This window comes from Microcystis sp. M169S2 (assembly GCF_020245865.1).
In the GTDB taxonomy this organism is placed as follows: domain Bacteria; phylum Cyanobacteriota; class Cyanobacteriia; order Cyanobacteriales; family Microcystaceae; genus Microcystis; species Microcystis ichthyoblabe_A.
The window spans coordinates 1-17429 of the sequence record NZ_JADBUB010000253.1; the positions used below are offsets into that span (position 1 = coordinate 1).

At 42.6% G+C, this 17429-nt stretch carries 15 protein-coding genes; 3 read left to right on the forward strand and 12 right to left on the reverse strand.

What is annotated here, in order from left to right; translation table 11 throughout:
- Positions 1-2282 (forward strand): putative Ig domain-containing protein (locus IM485_RS22020; protein WP_287745579.1); only part of this gene is annotated, 2282 nt, incomplete at its 5' end.
- Positions 2283-2324: 42 nt separating this feature from the next.
- Here IM485_RS22020 and ureG read toward each other — a convergent pair.
- From ureG to psbP, 4 genes are all read right to left on the reverse strand, one after another.
- Positions 2325-2921, reverse strand: coding sequence for an urease accessory protein UreG (gene ureG, locus IM485_RS22025; protein ID WP_002783242.1), 597 nt, complete (start codon positions 2919-2921; stop codon positions 2325-2327).
- A 175-nt stretch (positions 2922-3096) separates the two neighbouring features.
- Positions 3097-3684, reverse strand: a complete 588-nt coding sequence (locus tag IM485_RS22030) for a Maf family protein (protein ID WP_287745582.1) — start codon at positions 3682-3684, stop codon at positions 3097-3099.
- Between the two features lie 116 nt (positions 3685-3800).
- The gene (locus tag IM485_RS22035) at positions 3801-4214 is read right to left on the reverse strand and encodes an MlaD family protein (RefSeq protein ID WP_104395997.1); all 414 of its coding nucleotides are present in this window, start codon (positions 4212-4214) and stop codon (positions 3801-3803) included.
- A gap of 191 nt (positions 4215-4405) precedes the next feature.
- Positions 4406-4954, reverse strand: a complete 549-nt coding sequence (psbP, locus tag IM485_RS22040; RefSeq protein ID WP_002789162.1) for a photosystem II reaction center PsbP — start codon at positions 4952-4954, stop codon at positions 4406-4408.
- A gap of 62 nt (positions 4955-5016) precedes the next feature.
- Between psbP and IM485_RS22045 the strand changes: the two genes are divergently transcribed.
- Positions 5017-5799, forward strand: a complete 783-nt coding sequence (locus IM485_RS22045; protein ID WP_104395999.1) for a tetratricopeptide repeat protein — start codon at positions 5017-5019, stop codon at positions 5797-5799.
- 74 nt (positions 5800-5873) lie between these two features.
- On the opposite strand, the gene psb34 is transcribed toward IM485_RS22045, so the two are convergent.
- The 7 genes from psb34 to IM485_RS22080 all read right to left on the reverse strand — a co-directional run bounded on the left by psb34 (position 5874) and on the right by IM485_RS22080 (position 13003).
- Positions 5874-6053, reverse strand: coding sequence for a photosystem II assembly protein Psb34 (gene psb34, locus IM485_RS22050; RefSeq protein WP_002732326.1), 180 nt, complete (start codon positions 6051-6053; stop codon positions 5874-5876).
- Positions 6054-6487: 434 nt separating this feature from the next.
- The gene (trpS, locus tag IM485_RS22055; protein ID WP_287745584.1) at positions 6488-7498 is read right to left on the reverse strand and encodes a tryptophan--tRNA ligase; all 1011 of its coding nucleotides are present in this window, start codon (positions 7496-7498) and stop codon (positions 6488-6490) included.
- Between the two features lie 61 nt (positions 7499-7559).
- The gene (locus IM485_RS22060; RefSeq protein WP_287745585.1) at positions 7560-8873 is read right to left on the reverse strand and encodes a dolichyl-phosphate-mannose--protein mannosyltransferase; all 1314 of its coding nucleotides are present in this window, start codon (positions 8871-8873) and stop codon (positions 7560-7562) included.
- 16 nt (positions 8874-8889) lie between these two features.
- Complete coding sequence (locus IM485_RS22065) at positions 8890-9516, reverse strand: Uma2 family endonuclease (protein ID WP_104396002.1); 627 nt, start codon at positions 9514-9516, stop codon at positions 8890-8892.
- A 34-nt stretch (positions 9517-9550) separates the two neighbouring features.
- Positions 9551-11599: a DNA phosphorothioation-associated putative methyltransferase gene (locus tag IM485_RS22070; RefSeq protein WP_104396003.1), complete on the reverse strand. Its 2049-nt coding sequence runs from the start codon at positions 11597-11599 to the stop codon at positions 9551-9553.
- Positions 11600-11642: 43 nt separating this feature from the next.
- Positions 11643-12422, reverse strand: coding sequence for a photosystem II electron transport protein, Sll1252 family (locus IM485_RS22075; protein WP_104396004.1), 780 nt, complete (start codon positions 12420-12422; stop codon positions 11643-11645).
- Positions 12423-12493: 71 nt separating this feature from the next.
- The gene (locus IM485_RS22080; protein ID WP_002789175.1) at positions 12494-13003 is read right to left on the reverse strand and encodes a hypothetical protein; all 510 of its coding nucleotides are present in this window, start codon (positions 13001-13003) and stop codon (positions 12494-12496) included.
- 582 nt (positions 13004-13585) lie between these two features.
- On the opposite strand from IM485_RS22080, the gene pyrC reads away from it, so the two are divergent.
- Positions 13586-14620, forward strand: coding sequence for a dihydroorotase (gene pyrC, locus IM485_RS22085; RefSeq protein WP_287745589.1), 1035 nt, complete (start codon positions 13586-13588; stop codon positions 14618-14620).
- A gap of 43 nt (positions 14621-14663) precedes the next feature.
- Here the strand turns inward: pyrC and IM485_RS22090 are convergent, their stop codons facing one another.
- Entirely contained in the window at positions 14664-17396 is a 2733-nt protein-coding gene (locus IM485_RS22090) for a cation-transporting P-type ATPase (protein ID WP_287745591.1), read from the reverse strand.
- Positions 17397-17429 lie beyond the last annotated feature (33 nt).

Genomic DNA, 17429 nt, shown 5'->3' on the forward strand with positions numbered 1-17429 from the left:
ACGATCAATTATTGGGGCAGGAAAACGACGATCTTCTCCTCGGTAATGACGGCAATGATACTCTCTCTGGGGATGCGGGAAATGATACCCTACAAGGCAACCTAGGGGACGATCTTCTCTTCGGAGAGACAGGCAATGATCGACTTTTGGGCGGCGATGGTACTGATGAACTACAAGGAGGTGCTGGAAACGATACTCTGGAAGGGGGTAGCGGTAATGATCAATTATTCGGGCAGGAAAACGACGATCTTCTCCTCGGTAATGACGGCAATGATACTATCTCTGGGGATGCGGGAAATGATACCCTACAAGGCAACCTAGGGGACGATCTTCTCTTCGGACAGACAGGCAACGATCAACTTTTAGGCGGCGATGGTACTGATGAACTACAAGGGGGCGCTGGAAACGATACTCTAGAAGGGGGTGGCGGTAACGATCGATTATTTGGCCAAGAAAACGACGATCTTCTCCGCGGTAATGAGGGTAATGATACTCTCTCTGGTGGTACGGGGAACGATGTTTTAGAGGGAAGTTCTGGCAACGATTTATTATTTGATGATAACAGTGCCAGTGGCGGCAATGACTGGTTAATCGGCGGGGAAGGCAACGATCAACTACAGGGAGGTGTCGGCAATGACCTGATTGAAGGCGGTACTGGCAATGACATTATCTTTGGCGAAGCGGGACAAGACAATTTTTTCTTCGGGGTGAATAACGGTCAAGATCAAATTCTCGATTTTGATGTGGCGACGGAGAAAATTATTATCTCCCCCAGTTTAGGATTTACTAATGTTAGTAGTATTTTGTCCACTTTTAGCCGTCCTTTTCTCAATGTCACCCGTTTGACTTTGAGTACAGGCAACACTATCGATGTGGTTCACGCCAATCAATCTAATCCCTCGGTAACTCCCCTAACCGCCGCTAATTTTATTATCGATCAACCTCCCAGCGACCTCACCCTTAGCAACAACAGGATTGGCGAAAATCTAGCTATAGGTACAATTATCGGCACTTTTACCACCACAGATATCCCCCTTAACCCTACTAATACTTTTACCTATAATTTAGTCACTGGAATCGGTGCCACTGACAATAATCTCTTTACTATCAATGGCAATAAACTGCAAACCAATGTGGTCTTTGATCATGAGGGACGGAGTAGTTACAGCATTCGCGTTAGAACTACAGATCCTGCGGGTTTGTCTTTGGACAAATCTTTAACGATTAATGTAATTGATGTTAATGAATCTCCCACAGATCTAAATATTTCTAACAGTAGCATCGCCGAAAATCAACCTCAAGGAACAGTGGTAGGTACCTTTAGCACCACGGATCCCGATCGAGGAAATACTTTTACCTACAGTTTAGTATCAGGGGCGGGTTCTACGAATAATTCTTTGTTTACCATTGAAAATAATCAACTAAAAACTAAGAGCGGCTTTAATCATGAAAATATTAATAATTACAGCATTCGAGTCAGGACAACCGACGGGAATGGATTATTTTTTGAAAAATTCTTAACTATCAACGTTACCAACGTTAACGAAACTCCCACTCTTGTTAATCCGATTACTGATCGTCAAATCTTACAAGATCAACCCTTCACTTTTCAGATTCCAGCTAACACTTTTACTGATGTAGATGCAGGAGATGTTCTCACCTATAGTGTTACTCCCAGTAATAATAACCCTCTTCCCTCTTGGTTAACTTTTAACCCAACCACTAGAACTCTCGCTGGTACACCTACCGGTGCTAATGTGGGCATTCTTGACATCCGAGTTACCGCCCGGGATCGAGGGGGACTATCTACCAGTGATGTTTTTAGTTTACAGGTAAATCGTCGCATTATCGGCAATCAAAATAATAATGATCTAGAAGGAACTAATGCCAATGATTTCATTGATGGCCAGGGCGGTAATGATCGATTAGTTGGTAATCTAGGTAATGATACTTTAACAGGTGGTGCGGGAGGTGATCGCTTTGTCTTCTCTTCTCCCAGCCAAGGTATCGATTTAATCACTGATTTTAACGTGATTGACGATACGATTAACGTTTCTGCCTCGGGATTCCGTGCTGGTTTAGTCGCTAATGCGGCAATTCAATCCAGTCAATTTTTGATCGGAACTAGCTCCACTACCGCCAGTCAACGTTTTATTTACAATAAAACCACCGGGGCTTTATTCTTCGATGCAGATGGTTTAGGCGGCGCGACACAAGTTCAATTAGCTACCCTAAACCCCGAACTAACACTAACTAAGGCAGACATTTTTGTAGTGGTTTAAATACCCAGTCGCCCCCAGGATTAAATTATGGATTTGTTGTCTCTAGATTAAATTCTTTTCGATAAAGGCAATCACTCGATCTAATCCTTCCCGTGTTTTTAAGTTGGTGAAGATAAAGGGTTTATCTCCGCGCATCTTTTTGGCATCTCTATCCATCACTCCTAAATCTGCCCCCACCATCGGGGCTAAATCTATTTTATTAATTACCAATAAATCCGATTTGGTGATACCAGGTCCACCTTTGCGAGGGATTTTATCTCCGGCTGCCACGTCAATCACATAGATGGTTAAATCCACTAATTCCGGGCTAAAGGTTGCCGCTAAGTTGTCGCCGCCACTTTCCAGAAAAATTAGCTTTAAGTTAGCAAATTTTCTCTCTAACTGTTCAATGGCAACTAAGTTAATTGAGGCATCTTCGCGAATAGCTGTATGGGGACATCCTCCCGTTTCTACTCCTAAAATTCTTTCCGGGGCTAAAGCTTGCGATCGCACTAAAAATTGGGCATCTTCTTGAGTATAAATGTCATTGGTGACTACGGCGATCGGATATTGATCCCGCAAATTTTTACACAGGGCATCGAGCAGGGCTGTTTTTCCTGAACCCACCGGACCGGCAATTCCCACGCGCAAGCAAGACATAGTTTTTTCGGGAAAAAGTGAAAAGGAAAGGGTTAAAAATTTTGGGGCTATCCGATAGAAAAAAGAGGGGTTCGCAGGGCGACACGGATTCCCATTATAATAAAAGGTTAACACAAGTCTGATAATTTGTCAAGCCCTTTTGCCAATAAATTTGGGAAAATTATCGGCAAAAAGATCACCAAAAGTCAGTGATTTGGTAGCCAAAATCCGTTAACATCTGCCTAAATAGGGGTAAACTTAAACCGATAACATTACTGTGACATCCCTCTAATCTTTCCACGAATAAACCCCCCTTTCCTTCTAGGGCAAAACAGCCGGCACATTTGAGGGGTTCTTCGGTGTTAACGTAGGCAATAATTGTTTCATCGCTGATATTGGCAAAGTGAACTTTAGTAATCCCACAACGAGTCAAAGTTTGATTATTAACTCGATCAATTAAAGCATGACCTGTATAGAGTACACCCACCTGACCGCGCATTTTTTGCCAACGCTCGATCGCTTCTGATTTATCCTTGGGTTTGCCATAGACTTCCCCCGCTACTTCTAAGACGGAATCACAACCAAGAATTAATCCTGTATCAAATTGGGGGGCGATCGTTTGTGCTTTACATTGGGCTAAAGTTTGGACAAGATGGAGAGTATCATCAGCATTAATTGTCGATTCATCAAAGTTACTCACCCGCACAATCGGATCGATTCCCACCATTTGTAATAGTTTTTTACGCGCAGGAGAAGCGGAAGCAAGAATCAAGGGAATAGACATAGTTTTTTCAGTAAAAAGAGATAGAAGACAGGAGACAGGGGACAGAAGACAGGAGTAACTGATAAATGAAAAATCTCCCCAACCTGGAAAACCTAACAATGCTATGGCAAAACCTGCTAGGAATTAGCAGGATTTTCGGGGGGAAAATAACGATCTAAAATCTCAACCATGCGTGATTCTCTTTCTTCAATTTTGTCAAATCGATTGTAAAAATCTGACTGAACCTCATAAAAATCCGACATCGATCGAGTTAATTGTCCTAGCAGTTGATAAAGTCCCCGTCTGTCTTTTTCCAATTCTTTTTTAGACTCAGCAAGACTATTAGTTAACGCTTCGATCGATTTAGCGTTAGAATTAGTGATCGCTCTAGTTTCTTTTAATCCCTGATTGGTTTCCTGTAATCCTAATTTAATCTCCTGTAATCCTAATCTAATCTCCTGTAGTCCTGATTTAATCTCCCGTAGTTCTGTTAGGGTATTTTCAGCAAGAGATTCGAGTCTATCTAGTCTATTTTCTTCCGAGTTACTCATATTCAGTTATCAGTTACCAGTTATCAGTTACCAGTTACCAGTTATCAGTAATCAGTTACCAGTTACCAGTTACCACACTCCACTTCCCCACCGATTACTGATCACTGATTACTGTTCACTTTTTTAGGATTCGGTCGTCAGGAGATTACTTTTATTTATTATATTTCCCCTATTGCCTGTTGCCTATTTCCCTAACTAACCGAGAAAGAATCAACGATAGTTTCAAAGAGTTCTTGAATTTGAGTCCAACGTTTTTGGGAAGTGGAAAGATTAAAAGAATAGAGTTTATGATTATTAACCGTGACGCTGGCCAGATTATGACGTTCTTGGCCGTTGGCTAATTTAACTTGATATTCGAGGATATAATAATCTTGGCCGTCGATTTGATGGGATTCTGAGCGAATTAATTCTACTTCCTTATCGAGATTGGGGTTAAGACTATTATTTTTCAGGAGACGATAGCCCACTTCCGAGGGTGTCCCTAAATCTGTTAAAGTTTTATTGTCGGGGACGGGGTTAATAATAACGCTTAAATTTTCGCTCGTTTCGATCAAGTCATGAAAAACCACATCTACTCCCGCAACTTTTTTCACATCCACCTGCGTCCAACCCTTAGGATATAAAAATTGATAGCCTTGGCTGCCACTGGTGTATCCTTGCAGTCCAGCGATGGGAGTTGCACAAGCGGTAAAGAGAAGGGTGGTAATTAGGAGGAAAGTCGCCAAAAGAGATTTAATCATGATATTTTGACCTGTAAGTAGGGCTGTTTAATTTTACCTTGAATTGTTTAGGTGAACGGATTATGAAAATTAAGAAAAAATTGACAATTATTATAGCTATAGCGACTTTTTTACTGACTATCTCTCCCCTAAGCGCTCAAACTACCGCTAACCCCGTGAAGGCTGTAGAATTTTATAATCGGGGGGTGGATCGTTTAACCGCAGGGGATTACTCAGGGGCGATCGCAGATTTTACTCAAGCTCTACAATTAGAACCGAAGGATGCCGATGCTTACTATAATCGCGGCTATGCGGAGTTAGTTCTCGGCCAATACGAGCGAGCGATCGCAGATTATACCCAGGCCTTGACAATCAACCCCAATTATGTTAATGCTCTCGGTAATCGTTGTTATGTGCATTATCTGACGAAAAAATACGAGGCAGCAGTGGAGGATTGCACAAAAGCGATCGCTTTAAACGGAAATTTTGCTGATTTCTTTATTTATCGCGGTAATGCTAAGGATGACTTGGGAAGACACGCAGAAGCGATCGAGGATTACACAAAAGCTTTGAGTTTACAGGGAACCAGAGGACAGGATCGCATTTTCTATAATCGCGCTCTAGCCTATAACCGAGCCGGACAGCAGGAAATGGCTTTAAGGGACTATGATGAGAGTCTGAAAATCAATGCTAATTTTGCCGAAGCGTACCACAATCGGGGTTTAACCCATTATAAATTGGGAAACAGGGAAAAAGCGATCGCTGATTTAGAGGAAGCAGCTCGTCTAGCGTTATCTCAGGGTAAACAGGGGACTGCGGCTAAGTCTCAGTCAGCAGTGGCATTAATTCAGGGTCAAAAGCCTTAAAATAGGGAGTAGTTGTGATATTAGCGGTAAAGAGGAGTGAAAGGGGCTAAATCGCAACTACGAGGGACTAAATTTTAGCCAGCTTGAGATGCGTAAAAAGCGACGGCTAACAGTCCACCGACAAGTGTGATCGCAGCAACACCCCAGAAAAGATAATTACGTTGTTGCGATTTAGTGGGGGGATCCGCTTGATAAACTTTCGGTTCGGCGGCGAAATTATTTAAGCGTCCACCTTCTTCATTTGTATAAGGCATAATCAAAACCTCAAATATGACAATTTTTCAGGAAAAAAATCCTCTTATTACAATCCTACAACATATCAGCAACCGAGTCGGGTATGTTGGAAATTCCCACGGGGATAACAATTCTTAGTCTTGGGGTAACTGCCGGACTCTGCTATTTTTATTAGCGATCGCATTTTCAATGATTGAAACTGCGAAAACAACTTAAAAAAGGCTAATCACAACTAGAAAAAACTATAATTGAATTGTCCCAACATCTAGCATAGTATAGCCAAGAATTACAGCAAGCAGTAGCTAAAACTAATCCAACTCAACAGATAGAAAACGAATTTTTAGGGAAAATTACGGCGGAATTTCGCGACCCTCTGGCGATGAATGTTATTAGAGCGAGTTTCTCTGGACAGCCTAGCAGAAATTCGCCCCAGACATCTCTGGTTTTATTTTCCCTAAAATGGTGGTAAATAACCCATGGCATTTTTGACTCGATCGAGAGTTTGATTGGCCACCGCTTCTGCTTTGAGACGACCTTGCCGCAAAACTGTGGCTAAATAATCTTTAGCCTCTCTAATTTCGGCGTATTTTTCCCGAATAGGTTTCAGAGATTCTATGGTGACTTCTGTTAACATCGGTTTAAATTGTCCCCAACCTAAATCGGCACATTCTGCTGCGACCACCTCTTGACTTTTTCCCGATAAAATGCTATAGAGAGTTAATAAATTATGGCATTCGGGACGTTCTGGATCATCGAAAGTTAAACCCTTAACTAGATCGGTTTTACAGCGTTTAATTTTCTTGGCAATGACATCGGGACTATCGAGAATATTAATCCGACTCATCTCGGAAGGATCGGATTTAGACATTTTATTCCGGCCATCGGTTAAACTCATCACCCGCGCTCCTTCCTTGCGGATCATCGGATCAGGAAGTTTTAAAATTGGTTGTTTCGGTTGCCCAAAAAGATGATTAATTCTAACAGCTATATCGCGGGTTAATTCTAAATGTTGTTTTTGATCTTCTCCCACGGGTACTTTATCGGCATCGTAGAGTAGGATATCGGCAGCCATCAGCACGGGATAATCGAGTAAACCCGTGCCAACATTTTCCCCCTGTTTAATCGCTTTTTCTTTAAATTGAATCATATCGGTCAACCAATTTAAAGGGGTGATACAATTCAATAACCAAGTTAATTCTGTATGAGCTTTAACGTGGGATTGGACAAAGATCGTCGCATATTCTAAATCAATTCCGCAGGCTAAATATAAAGCGGCAATTGCTAAAGTATCCTCCGCAAGAGTGGCAGGATTATGGGGAACGGTGATCGCGTGTAAATCGACCACACAAAAGAAATTATCGTAGTCTTTTTGTCCCTCCACCCAATTACGGATCGCACCCAGATAATTGCCTAAATGTAAATTGCCGGTTGGTTGCACACCAGATAAGATTCTTTGTTTACCCATAACTCCTGCGATCGCTTTTTATCATGATGTTATTGTATCAGTTTTTGCGGCTAATTTCATCCTAAATCCAATTGGGAAAAATCATTCTCAGATAATAATCCCGCACTGACAAGGGAATACCTAAATAAATTGGTAGCCAATGGATAAAAGCAAAAGTTATCAAAATTATCAGCGAGCGCGAGCAATTTTTATAAATAGGACTGGAACTTTCTAGACCATCGGCTAAGAGCCAAGCTAGAGCAATCCAAGTGAAGCTATAGGCAGCCATATAATGATAGAGAAAGGTACAGCGACCAATTTTTAACCAGGGCAGCAGATTGGCAATATAGTTACAGATAAGATAGGCGGAAATTACTCGCTCTTTTCGGTTAAATAATCGACTAAAAACCACTAGAATCGCTCCCGTAGAAAACCACCATAAAAACGGATTTCCCATAGCGTGAACATCATAAATTTTATCACCTACTCTCTTAAAATAATAAGCCACAGGTCGCCCCATTACTAACCAACTATACCAGGGAGAACAATAGGGATGAACATCAGATTTATTACCCTTGATTCTCTGATGAAATGACCAAATTTCTTGATGTACTTGCCAAAAATTATATTGATGGTTGACGAGAAGATGCGGTATCCACAGCAAACTATAGGTAACAAGAGGAAAGACAATTAAGGCGATAAAAATGTCCTCTAATCTCAGGTTAGTTGCCTTTGTCCAAAGATGATCTTTTGACTGCTCTTGATTAAATAATTTTATTAACCAAGCAATACCGATAAAAATAAATATTCCCAGTAAAAATCCTAAGCCATTCCATTTAATATTTGCCGCTAAACCGAAAGAAACTCCCGATAATAATAGCCAATTGATTTTCTTATTTTTCTGGAGTGCTAATAAAAAAAATAATTGTCCAGACAAACCGAATAAAATCAAGTAAATATTATTGAGAGCATAGCGGGATTCCACCAGAAATAATCCGTCTAAACTAGCGAGAAAAGTTGTGATTAAAAATACAGGTTTTCTCTGGGTTAATTGATAAGCAATTGCGCCAATAATTAGGGGAATAAAAGAACCAGTGAAAGCATTTAACCAGCGATAACTAAAAGTTGAGCGCAGGGAACCTGTTAAATTATTAATGGTTTCAGGATCGGCAGGAAAATGGGAACCAATCCAAATACTAATAGCAATTAAATATTGACTTAACGGTGGATGAGACTGAAAAAAATCTTTACCAATTAGATATTCATTGCCGTATTTAGCATAATAAACTTCATCGAAAACAAGTGTATTAAATTGACTAAGATTCCAAAATCTTATCGCCAGAGAAAATAAAAATATCGCTAGGATAGATAGGTTAAATTTTACTTGAGAATTCATGGAAAAATAATAGTTATTATAACTGGGAATTTTCTGTTAAACGCGAGCGAAATTCTTTGACGGCAAGACGGGGATTAGGATGGTTGACGTATTCGGCTAATAATTCTAAATTTAAATCCGGTAATAAAGAACTTTTAGGGATTAAAATATATTCGCCATTCTCCTGTAAAGAATAGATTTTTAACTGATTATCTTGCCAAAACCAAACCTCTTGAGTTCCTAATCTTTGATAAACTTCTAAAACTTTCAGGCTGCCACTGGTTAAGATTATTTCGATCGCCAAATCAGGAAACTCTTTTTCTGTAAATAAACAAAAACATTCATCTGGTTCTTTTCCCGCTTCTTTTTCCTGTTTTCGCAAAGTGGTGGAACCTAATCCCCAGAAATCAATTTCAGCATATTCTAAATAAACTTCTACCAATCTACCTATATTTTTTTTGCTAACTTCATGACGACGACTAGGAGCCATAATTTCTACCATTCCATCTAAGTAAGTAATGCGATAACTGGAACTATCTTCTAAATGTTTTAAGAGGGTTTCGTACTGTTGCCAATTAACCCCAGAAATAAACATTCTTTGTTCAGGATCATTCGCTTTTAACTCGAAATCTTCTAATCCTTGTAATCGAATCGTAGTCATCATAAAATTAATTACCTCATCTATTTTACTTAATTACTCAGGAAGACTTATTTTGATTTCTTCTGGCGTTAATTTTAGCGCGTAAAATCCTAACTTTATAGGGATCGGCATCTTTTCGCCACAGAATCTGATAGCCTTTGATTGTAGCACAATGCTCCTCTAAACATTTTTGCCAACCCTGTAAACGTTCGATCGCTTTTCTATCTTCTAACAATCCCCAATCCTTTTCTAATTGAGTTAAGCGAACCAATTTATCATAGTTGGGATAATCAGCCGTTACTAAAAGCTCTTTTTCGTGTAAAATTGGCGGATTAGGACTATCCCGATAATCGCGAAAACTAAAATCAGCCGAACCTAAATATACATCCATGCTAGTGGCTAAAATCGGATGAATTTCTGTATCAAAATTGGGGTAATAGAGATAGGAAATTTTGGGTTGACGAAAAGATAAACGAATGACGTTAGCATTTTCTAACCGTCCGATAGTTTGACTAGCACAACCTTCATATAAGCGTAATAACATCGGTAATTTTTCCAAAACGCTAATATGAATAGTTAGGGAATAACGGGAAAGTTTACCTAAGGAACTATTTTCACAAGCACGAGCGATCGCTGCCAAATTTCCCGCACTTATTAACACTTCTTCTGCTAAAGCGCAAGCATTGCGATAACTGCCAAATAAAGCTTTAAAATCGGCACGGGTAGCGGGGGATAATTCCCGTACTTTCGGACAGTGGCTAAATTGACTTAAAGCTAAATAAAGTAAAAGATCGGCGCGTCTTTTATCGGCAATTATCTCCCATTCTTCCGCTTCTGTTACTTGTAAAATCACTTGAAAAGCTCGTCTAAAAGTCCCAAATTCTGCTTTAATTTCTTCCTCTTGTAATAATTCTCCTGCGACGGGTAAACGTCCCTGCTGGGTGTAAAATTCCATCAGGGGAGTTAATAAATCTTCGTAATCTTCAAAGCGTTTGAGATGGGTTTTAATTTTAGGTGTGGTAGCGCGGGAACGACATCTGGATAAACGAAAAGTTTCGGCTTTTTCCTCCTCTCGAAAAACCAGATAAATTCCCAAAGTTATTGGAATAGAATCAACCCCCAAAGTGCTATCAATATACTGTTTTAGTTCTTCCTGTTGATAGTATTTTTGAAAAGTATTGCGACGGGTTATAATTCCATCTTCATAGGCCATTAAACCCCGTTCACTATCATCAATTAGAATCTGTGCTGAAACAATTAAAACTTGACGGGTTAATTGCCAAGCTTTTAATAAAGCTTCTTGCCTTTCTTCGGCGGATTCAATAACATTAATTACATAGCCTAAATTAACAATATCAGATTCAATTAAAGGACTATCGGGACGATAATAAGGATCCCAACCTTCACTTTGATAACCCTGTTCAGCTATGCGTTCTATATCACCTCCATAACCACAACCGTAATCAAAAAAAGTGGTTTCAGGAAGGAATAATCCCGCCGCTAATGCTAATCTTGCTGGACGAGAAAGGGTTTTGCGAACAAGAGCGGCTTTGTGGCGATCAATTATTATCGATTTTTCCTTTTGTCCCTCTAGATTACAAACTAAATAATCTCCTGCAAAATCAAGGTGATGCTTTCTTAAAAGTCGTTGCCATTCCTGTTTAGTACCGATGGGATAAGAACTGTTTAAAAGTCCTAAAGCACTCTCGATTTTTGTGAGATGCTCGAATTGTTCATAAAAAGGATAGTCCCTAGTAACAAAAGTTTCTTTTCGGTGTAAAATAGGCGGATTATCAGCATTTTGATAATTCCATTCACTTAAGATTAATGTCCCCATATCTACCACTAAACTTTTAGTTAAAACTGGGTGAGGTTCCCGATCAAAATCGGGATAAAAAAGATAGGATATTTTCGGTTTATCGGTGCTAAATTTAATTATTGTTGCCTCAGATAAATGCTGATTAATTCTTGCTTGTTGTTCGTAATTCTGGAGGATAGGATCCAGTTGATGTAATGCTTCTCGATGAACATAAAGCGCCCCCGGTAATAGTTTACCGATGGGACTAACTTGACACAGTTGCACGATTAAGGCGAAATTCTCAGCCATGGCAATTAATCTGTCTAATGACAAATTCTAGAGACAGAAAAAACTAAATAAATCTAGTTAAATGAACCCGATAGCGCTCTTTTTTGGTTATAGTAACCTCACCCACTTCTAGACGACCTTTTCCCCGAAAAGAAATCAAATCACCGGTTTTAACATTATAACTAGATTGACTGATATCTTTCCAGTTAACTCGCACATCTCCGGCACTAATTGCCTCGGCCATTTTACTGCGAGAAATGCCAAAACCCGCCGAGGCAATCGCATCCAAACGTAAGGAAGCTTCCACCGTATTAATTTCTTTTTTTTGCGGTGGTCTAACTTTTAATTCCGTCAAAGGAATCGGGCTAGTTTTCACTGGAACTGAACGCACTTGTCGCAAATTAGCAGATAAAAAATCCGCCAATTCAGGCACTACAATTGCCTGCGCTCCTCGCTCACCTAAAACGATTATATCACCGACTTTTTCCCGAACGATACCCGTCCCCAACATCGCCCCTAAAAAATCCCGATGGTTAGCGGTATCAAAAAGAAAATTACCGGCAATATCAAGGGCAGATAGGGGAATATCTGTTACTGCCAAAGGTAAATCAACTCTAGCAATACCGAGGCGCTGTCTTTCTGCTTGGGGATAACCGCCCCATTTTTCCATTGACACATCGGTTAAACGCTGAAAAACCCGTTCTACTTCCGCCAAAACTGCGGGAGAAAGAAAGTCTGTCACCGTCACTTCCCAAGTCTTAATCGCTTGTTCGGCTTTATCAATAACTTTCGCTATTTCCTCGCGGTTCTCGACACCCTTTAGTAATTCTTCTCTTGGTAACATTGTTTTGTGGTAATTAATCAAAAATTCTTAGGAAAAAATCAGATGACCGATAACTTATTCCCGATAACCGTTCATCTTTCTAGGGCGTATCCTTGCAGATTTTCGGGGTTAAATTGACGCAGGATAAGAGTCGCTTGATTTTTCAGGTTTTCCGAACCCTGCACGATAATAATATATTTTCCGGCACCGAGACGATTGCGATAGGGAAGTGCATCGCCACTGCCGGACGATAAACCCACGCCACCACCGACGAAAATACTGCCCATCGCCCCCCCAATCGCCCCGGCAATACCGCCGACGATATGATTGCCCGGTTCTCCGGCCCAATCAAAGGTATGCAATCCCGTAATCAGGTTAAAAAGGTAGCCGCCGGCAAAACCGAAGGGAATTAGCCAAAAAGCCATGAGAGTGGCCCGTTTTTTGGCTTGTTGAAAGGGATCGATCAAACCGAACTCATCGGCACTTTTATAGCCGCGACCGAGAATGGTCACTTGAGATTGGGGAATTCCCGCCTTTTCCAGGGCAACGGAAGCTTCTTCTGCTTGTATGCGATCAGCTAACACGGCAATGAGATAATTCATATTCTCCAACTTTTCAGGTTATCTTCATCTCCTATTGTAAGGATTTTGGGGACTTAAAAGCTGCTCGATCGAGAAAATATTCAAGGGGATGCGTTAGTCAATCTTGGATAGGATTGATTAATGTGGAATTATTGGCAATTCAAGAAATTGCTCTATCTTGGTTATTTTTGGCACTAATTTACTATAAATAAAAATGGTTTATTGTTATTATTAACAAGAAGTTTTTCGGGATTATTACCATTGGGATTAGACTATAAAGCTTGACTGATTCCTGTCATTATTTGAATGTTTTCATCGGCTACATCTGAGGTAAAAACTAAAAAATAGATTAGATTTTTGGTAATAATATCTAGTCTTAAGCAATTCACTTGTACGCCAATTGAATTTATGATAAATAAAGAGAAATAAATAGCGCAGTTCCAGCCTTATCTTATCGACCTAGACCAATTTAGATGCGCGGCAGCTTATTAGTTAAAACCGACTTGACTGCTGAAATAGGGAATTGATTCCCTGACCGAAGATTGACTTCTCTCTTGTGTTTAGTTGTGGCGCTGGGATTCCTAACCGTTGTATGATGGAAAAATGCGAAGACTCACAATCACTCGACCCGACGACTGGCACCTTCATCTCCGCGATGGTGCGGCACTGAAAGCGGTTCTACCCCATACGGTGCGTCAGTTTGCCCGTGCCATTATCATGCCGAATTTAAAGCCCCCAGTGCGCTCAGTCGCCGATGCCGCCTCCTACCGCGAGCGCATTCTGGCAGCAGTTCCAGAGGGTCAACAGTTCGAGCCATTGATGACCCTCTATCTCACCGATAATACCAGTCCCGAAGAAATTATGGCGGCGAAAGCCTCCCAGTTTGTCAAAGCGGTGAAATACTACCCGGCCGGTGCGACAACTAATTCCGACTTGGGGGTGACGGACCTTCGTCGGTGCGATGGCGTTTTGGCAGCGATGGAGCAGGTAGATATGCCGCTACTACTGCACGGAGAAGTCACCGATGGTGATATTGATGTGTTCGATCGAGAGAAAGTGTTCATTGAGAAGCACTTGCTCCCACTGATAACGAGATTTCCGAAACTGCGCGTCGTGTTTGAACACATTACCACTGCTGATGCGGTTAAGTTTGTTCTATCAGCTAACAACAACGTCGCCGCCACAATTACGCCCCAACATTTATTGTTTAGCCGAAACATTCTCTTTACCGGTGGCATTCGTCCCCATTTTTATTGCCTGCCGATTTTGAAACGAGAGGATCATCGTTTGGCACTTTTGCAAGCGGCAACATCGGGCAATCCCAAGTTTTTTCTAGGGACCGATAGTGCGCCCCATTCTCGCTACAGCAAAGAAAGTTCCTGTGGCTGCGCGGGTTGTTATTCGGCTCTGCACGCCCTAGAGTTGTACGCAGAAGCTTTTGAGAGTGTCGATGCGCTTGAGCAACTGGAAGGGTTCGCCAGCTTTCACGGACCGGATTTTTATCAACTCCCTCGGAATACGGAACAAATCACCTTAACCAAAACCCCTTGGCGTATTCCCGATGAATTGCCATTTCCCGAATCCGGACTGGTGCCGTTACGAGCGGGTGAAGAGATAACCTGGCAATTAGGGGAATAAAAACCGCGAGTCTTGGTAGTTGCGGTCAAGAATTCAAGATTAGTTATTTCCCATGACAATGAGGAGGATCGATAACATTGGCAAAAATTGCCCAAAACACCATGAGCGGCATCGGCAACAAACAGATTAGCCATTGATGACCGGTTAGGGTCGCCGTTGCAAACAGACTGTTCATCACCCCCCATTGACTAAATAAAATTTGTAGGGCAACAGCAGCCACAATCCCCAAAATTAGGATTGGTGCATTAGTAATCGAGGTTGACTGACGACGCAGGTAGTTAACTAGGCTCATCCCTAATTGGCTGATACTGAGCAGATAGATAACCCGTGCTGCCACAAGGGATTGAATTGCCATTGTGCGGGCAACGGCAATATCTCCTGTGGTCGATTTAGCCCACTCAAACATACCAAAAATCAGAATCCAGTTAAACAATGAAACAGCCAAAATTCGGCGCAATAGTTTTTTGGTGATCAAAGGTTCATTGGGATTGCGTGGTGGTGACTGCATAATGCTGGGGGATTTTGCTTCAAAGGCCAGGGGAACAGTCATCGTGACCGAGTTGATCATGTTCAACCAGAGTACTTGTAGGGAGAGGATCGGTAAATCTCGTGCCAGTAAAGTACTGATCAGAATGGTCATCGATTCGCCACCATTGACAGGTAAGAGAAAAGATATCGCTTTGCGTAAATTTTGATAAACGGTGCGTCCTTCTTCGACAGCGGCCTTGATCGAGGCAAAGTTATCATCAGTGAGGAGCATATCAGCAGATTCCCTGGCGACTTCCGTTCCTCCTTTCCCCATGGCAATCCCGATATCAGCCTGCTTGAGAGCCGGCGCATCATTGACACCATCGCCCGTCATCGCCACGATTTCTCCTTGAGACTGGAGTACTTCCACCAGTTGCAGTTTTTGGGTAGGGGCAACCCTGGCAAATACCGATCCATCGACCACCGCTTGGGCCAGTTGATGATCATCCATTTGCGCTAATTCTTTTCCCTCAAATGCTAAGACTTGTGCTGCCGTTTTAATGCCCATCCGTTCCGCGATCGCTCGTGCCGTGACAAGATGATCACCAGTAATCATCTTGACCCGAATCCCGGCAGTTTGACAGGCATGAACGGCAGCGATCGCCTCTGGACGAGGTGGGTCAATCATGCCCTGTAATCCCAGAAACACCAAGCCTGTTTCGATATCCTCATGGTCGATAGAATGCTGATGGGTCGCGGCTGCTTTTTTGGCGAAGGCAAGCACCCGCAGCCCCTGCTCTGCCATCGTTTCCACCGCTTGCTCGATCTGTTCGGCGTTCAGCGCAGTCATCTGACCATAGCGATCGATCATCTGGGAACAACGACGCATCAGCGACTCAACCGATCCCTTGACATAGATCAGGCGAGGTATCCCATCATGCAGGGTTGCCATGTATTGGTACTCAGATTCAAAGGGAATTGCATCCAATCGTGGGGTTGAAGACAATAGCCCCAATTGACTGAGACCTGCTTTGGCAGCGGCCGCAATCAGCGCCCCTTCCGTAGGATCCCCCACCACTGACCAATCTTCTCCCGTTTGTTTTAGCCCGGAGTCATTACAAAGCAAACCAGCTACCAGACAATCCCCTAGGACCGGGGGCAATTCGTCCGCAAAGGGGCTGCCAGGGTTGCCATCGGTGATCAGACTAATTTCGCCCTTGGGACTATAGCCACCACCACTAACGGCGTAATATTGCCCCTCGGTATAAATGGACTGTACAGTCATTTGATTTTCCGTTAGGGTTCCGGTTTTGTCGGAACAAATGACGGTCGCACTCCCCAATGCTTCCACTGCGGGCAGTTTACGAATAATCGCATGACGACGGGCCATGCGGTTGACCCCAATGGCCAAGGTAATCGTTACCACTGCCGGCAGCCCTTCTGGAATCGCACTCACTGCCAGGGCAACGGCAGCTTCAAACATATCGATCCAAGATTTCCCCCGTCCTAACCCGATGGCAAAGGTCAAGGTTGCTAGGGTCAAAATTGCGTAGAGTAGGGTGCGGCTAAATTGGGCAAATTTACGGGTCAGGGGTGTGCTAAGGCTGACTCGGCCTTCCATCGACTGGGAAATCTGCCCCACTTCGGTGGCGTTGGCCGTAGAGACAACAATCCCTTTGCCCTGTCCAAAGGTAACGAAACTCCCTGCGTAGGCCATGTTTGTCCTTTCTGCTAGGGGCGTATCCCCGGGTAAGGGTTCGATCGCTTTTGACCCGGGCAAGGATTCCCCGGTCAGGGCAGACTCATCCACCTGCAAATTGCGGACTTTCAGCAGCCTCAAGTCCGCCGGTACTTTATCCCCCGATGCCAATAAAACGATATCTCCCGGCACCAAATCCCGAGATGGAATCCGGAGGGTTTGTCCCTCTCGCAACACCGTCGCTTCTGTGGTTACGGCCTTGGCTAGGGAAGCGATCGCACCTTCCGCCTTAGCTTCCTGCACATAGCCAATAATGGCATTGATCAGAGTAACTCCCCAAATCACCGAGGCATTCGTCCAAGACCCTAAAAATGCCTTAATAGTACCCGCAAGCAAGAGAATATAGAGTAGCGGCTGATGAAATTGCCCCAAAAATCTCAACCAAGCTGGTTTCCCCGGCTTAAATCGCAGTTCATTCGGGCCATATTTTTCGTAGCGACTGGCCACTTCTTCTGCTGATAAGCCCCCTGACCCATCGCTGCTCAAGTATTCAATCACCTCTGGTTGAGAAAGTTGATGATACAACGGCAACGATAATTGAACTGGCATCATAAAACTCCCGGGCTAAGTCAAGATCAGGCG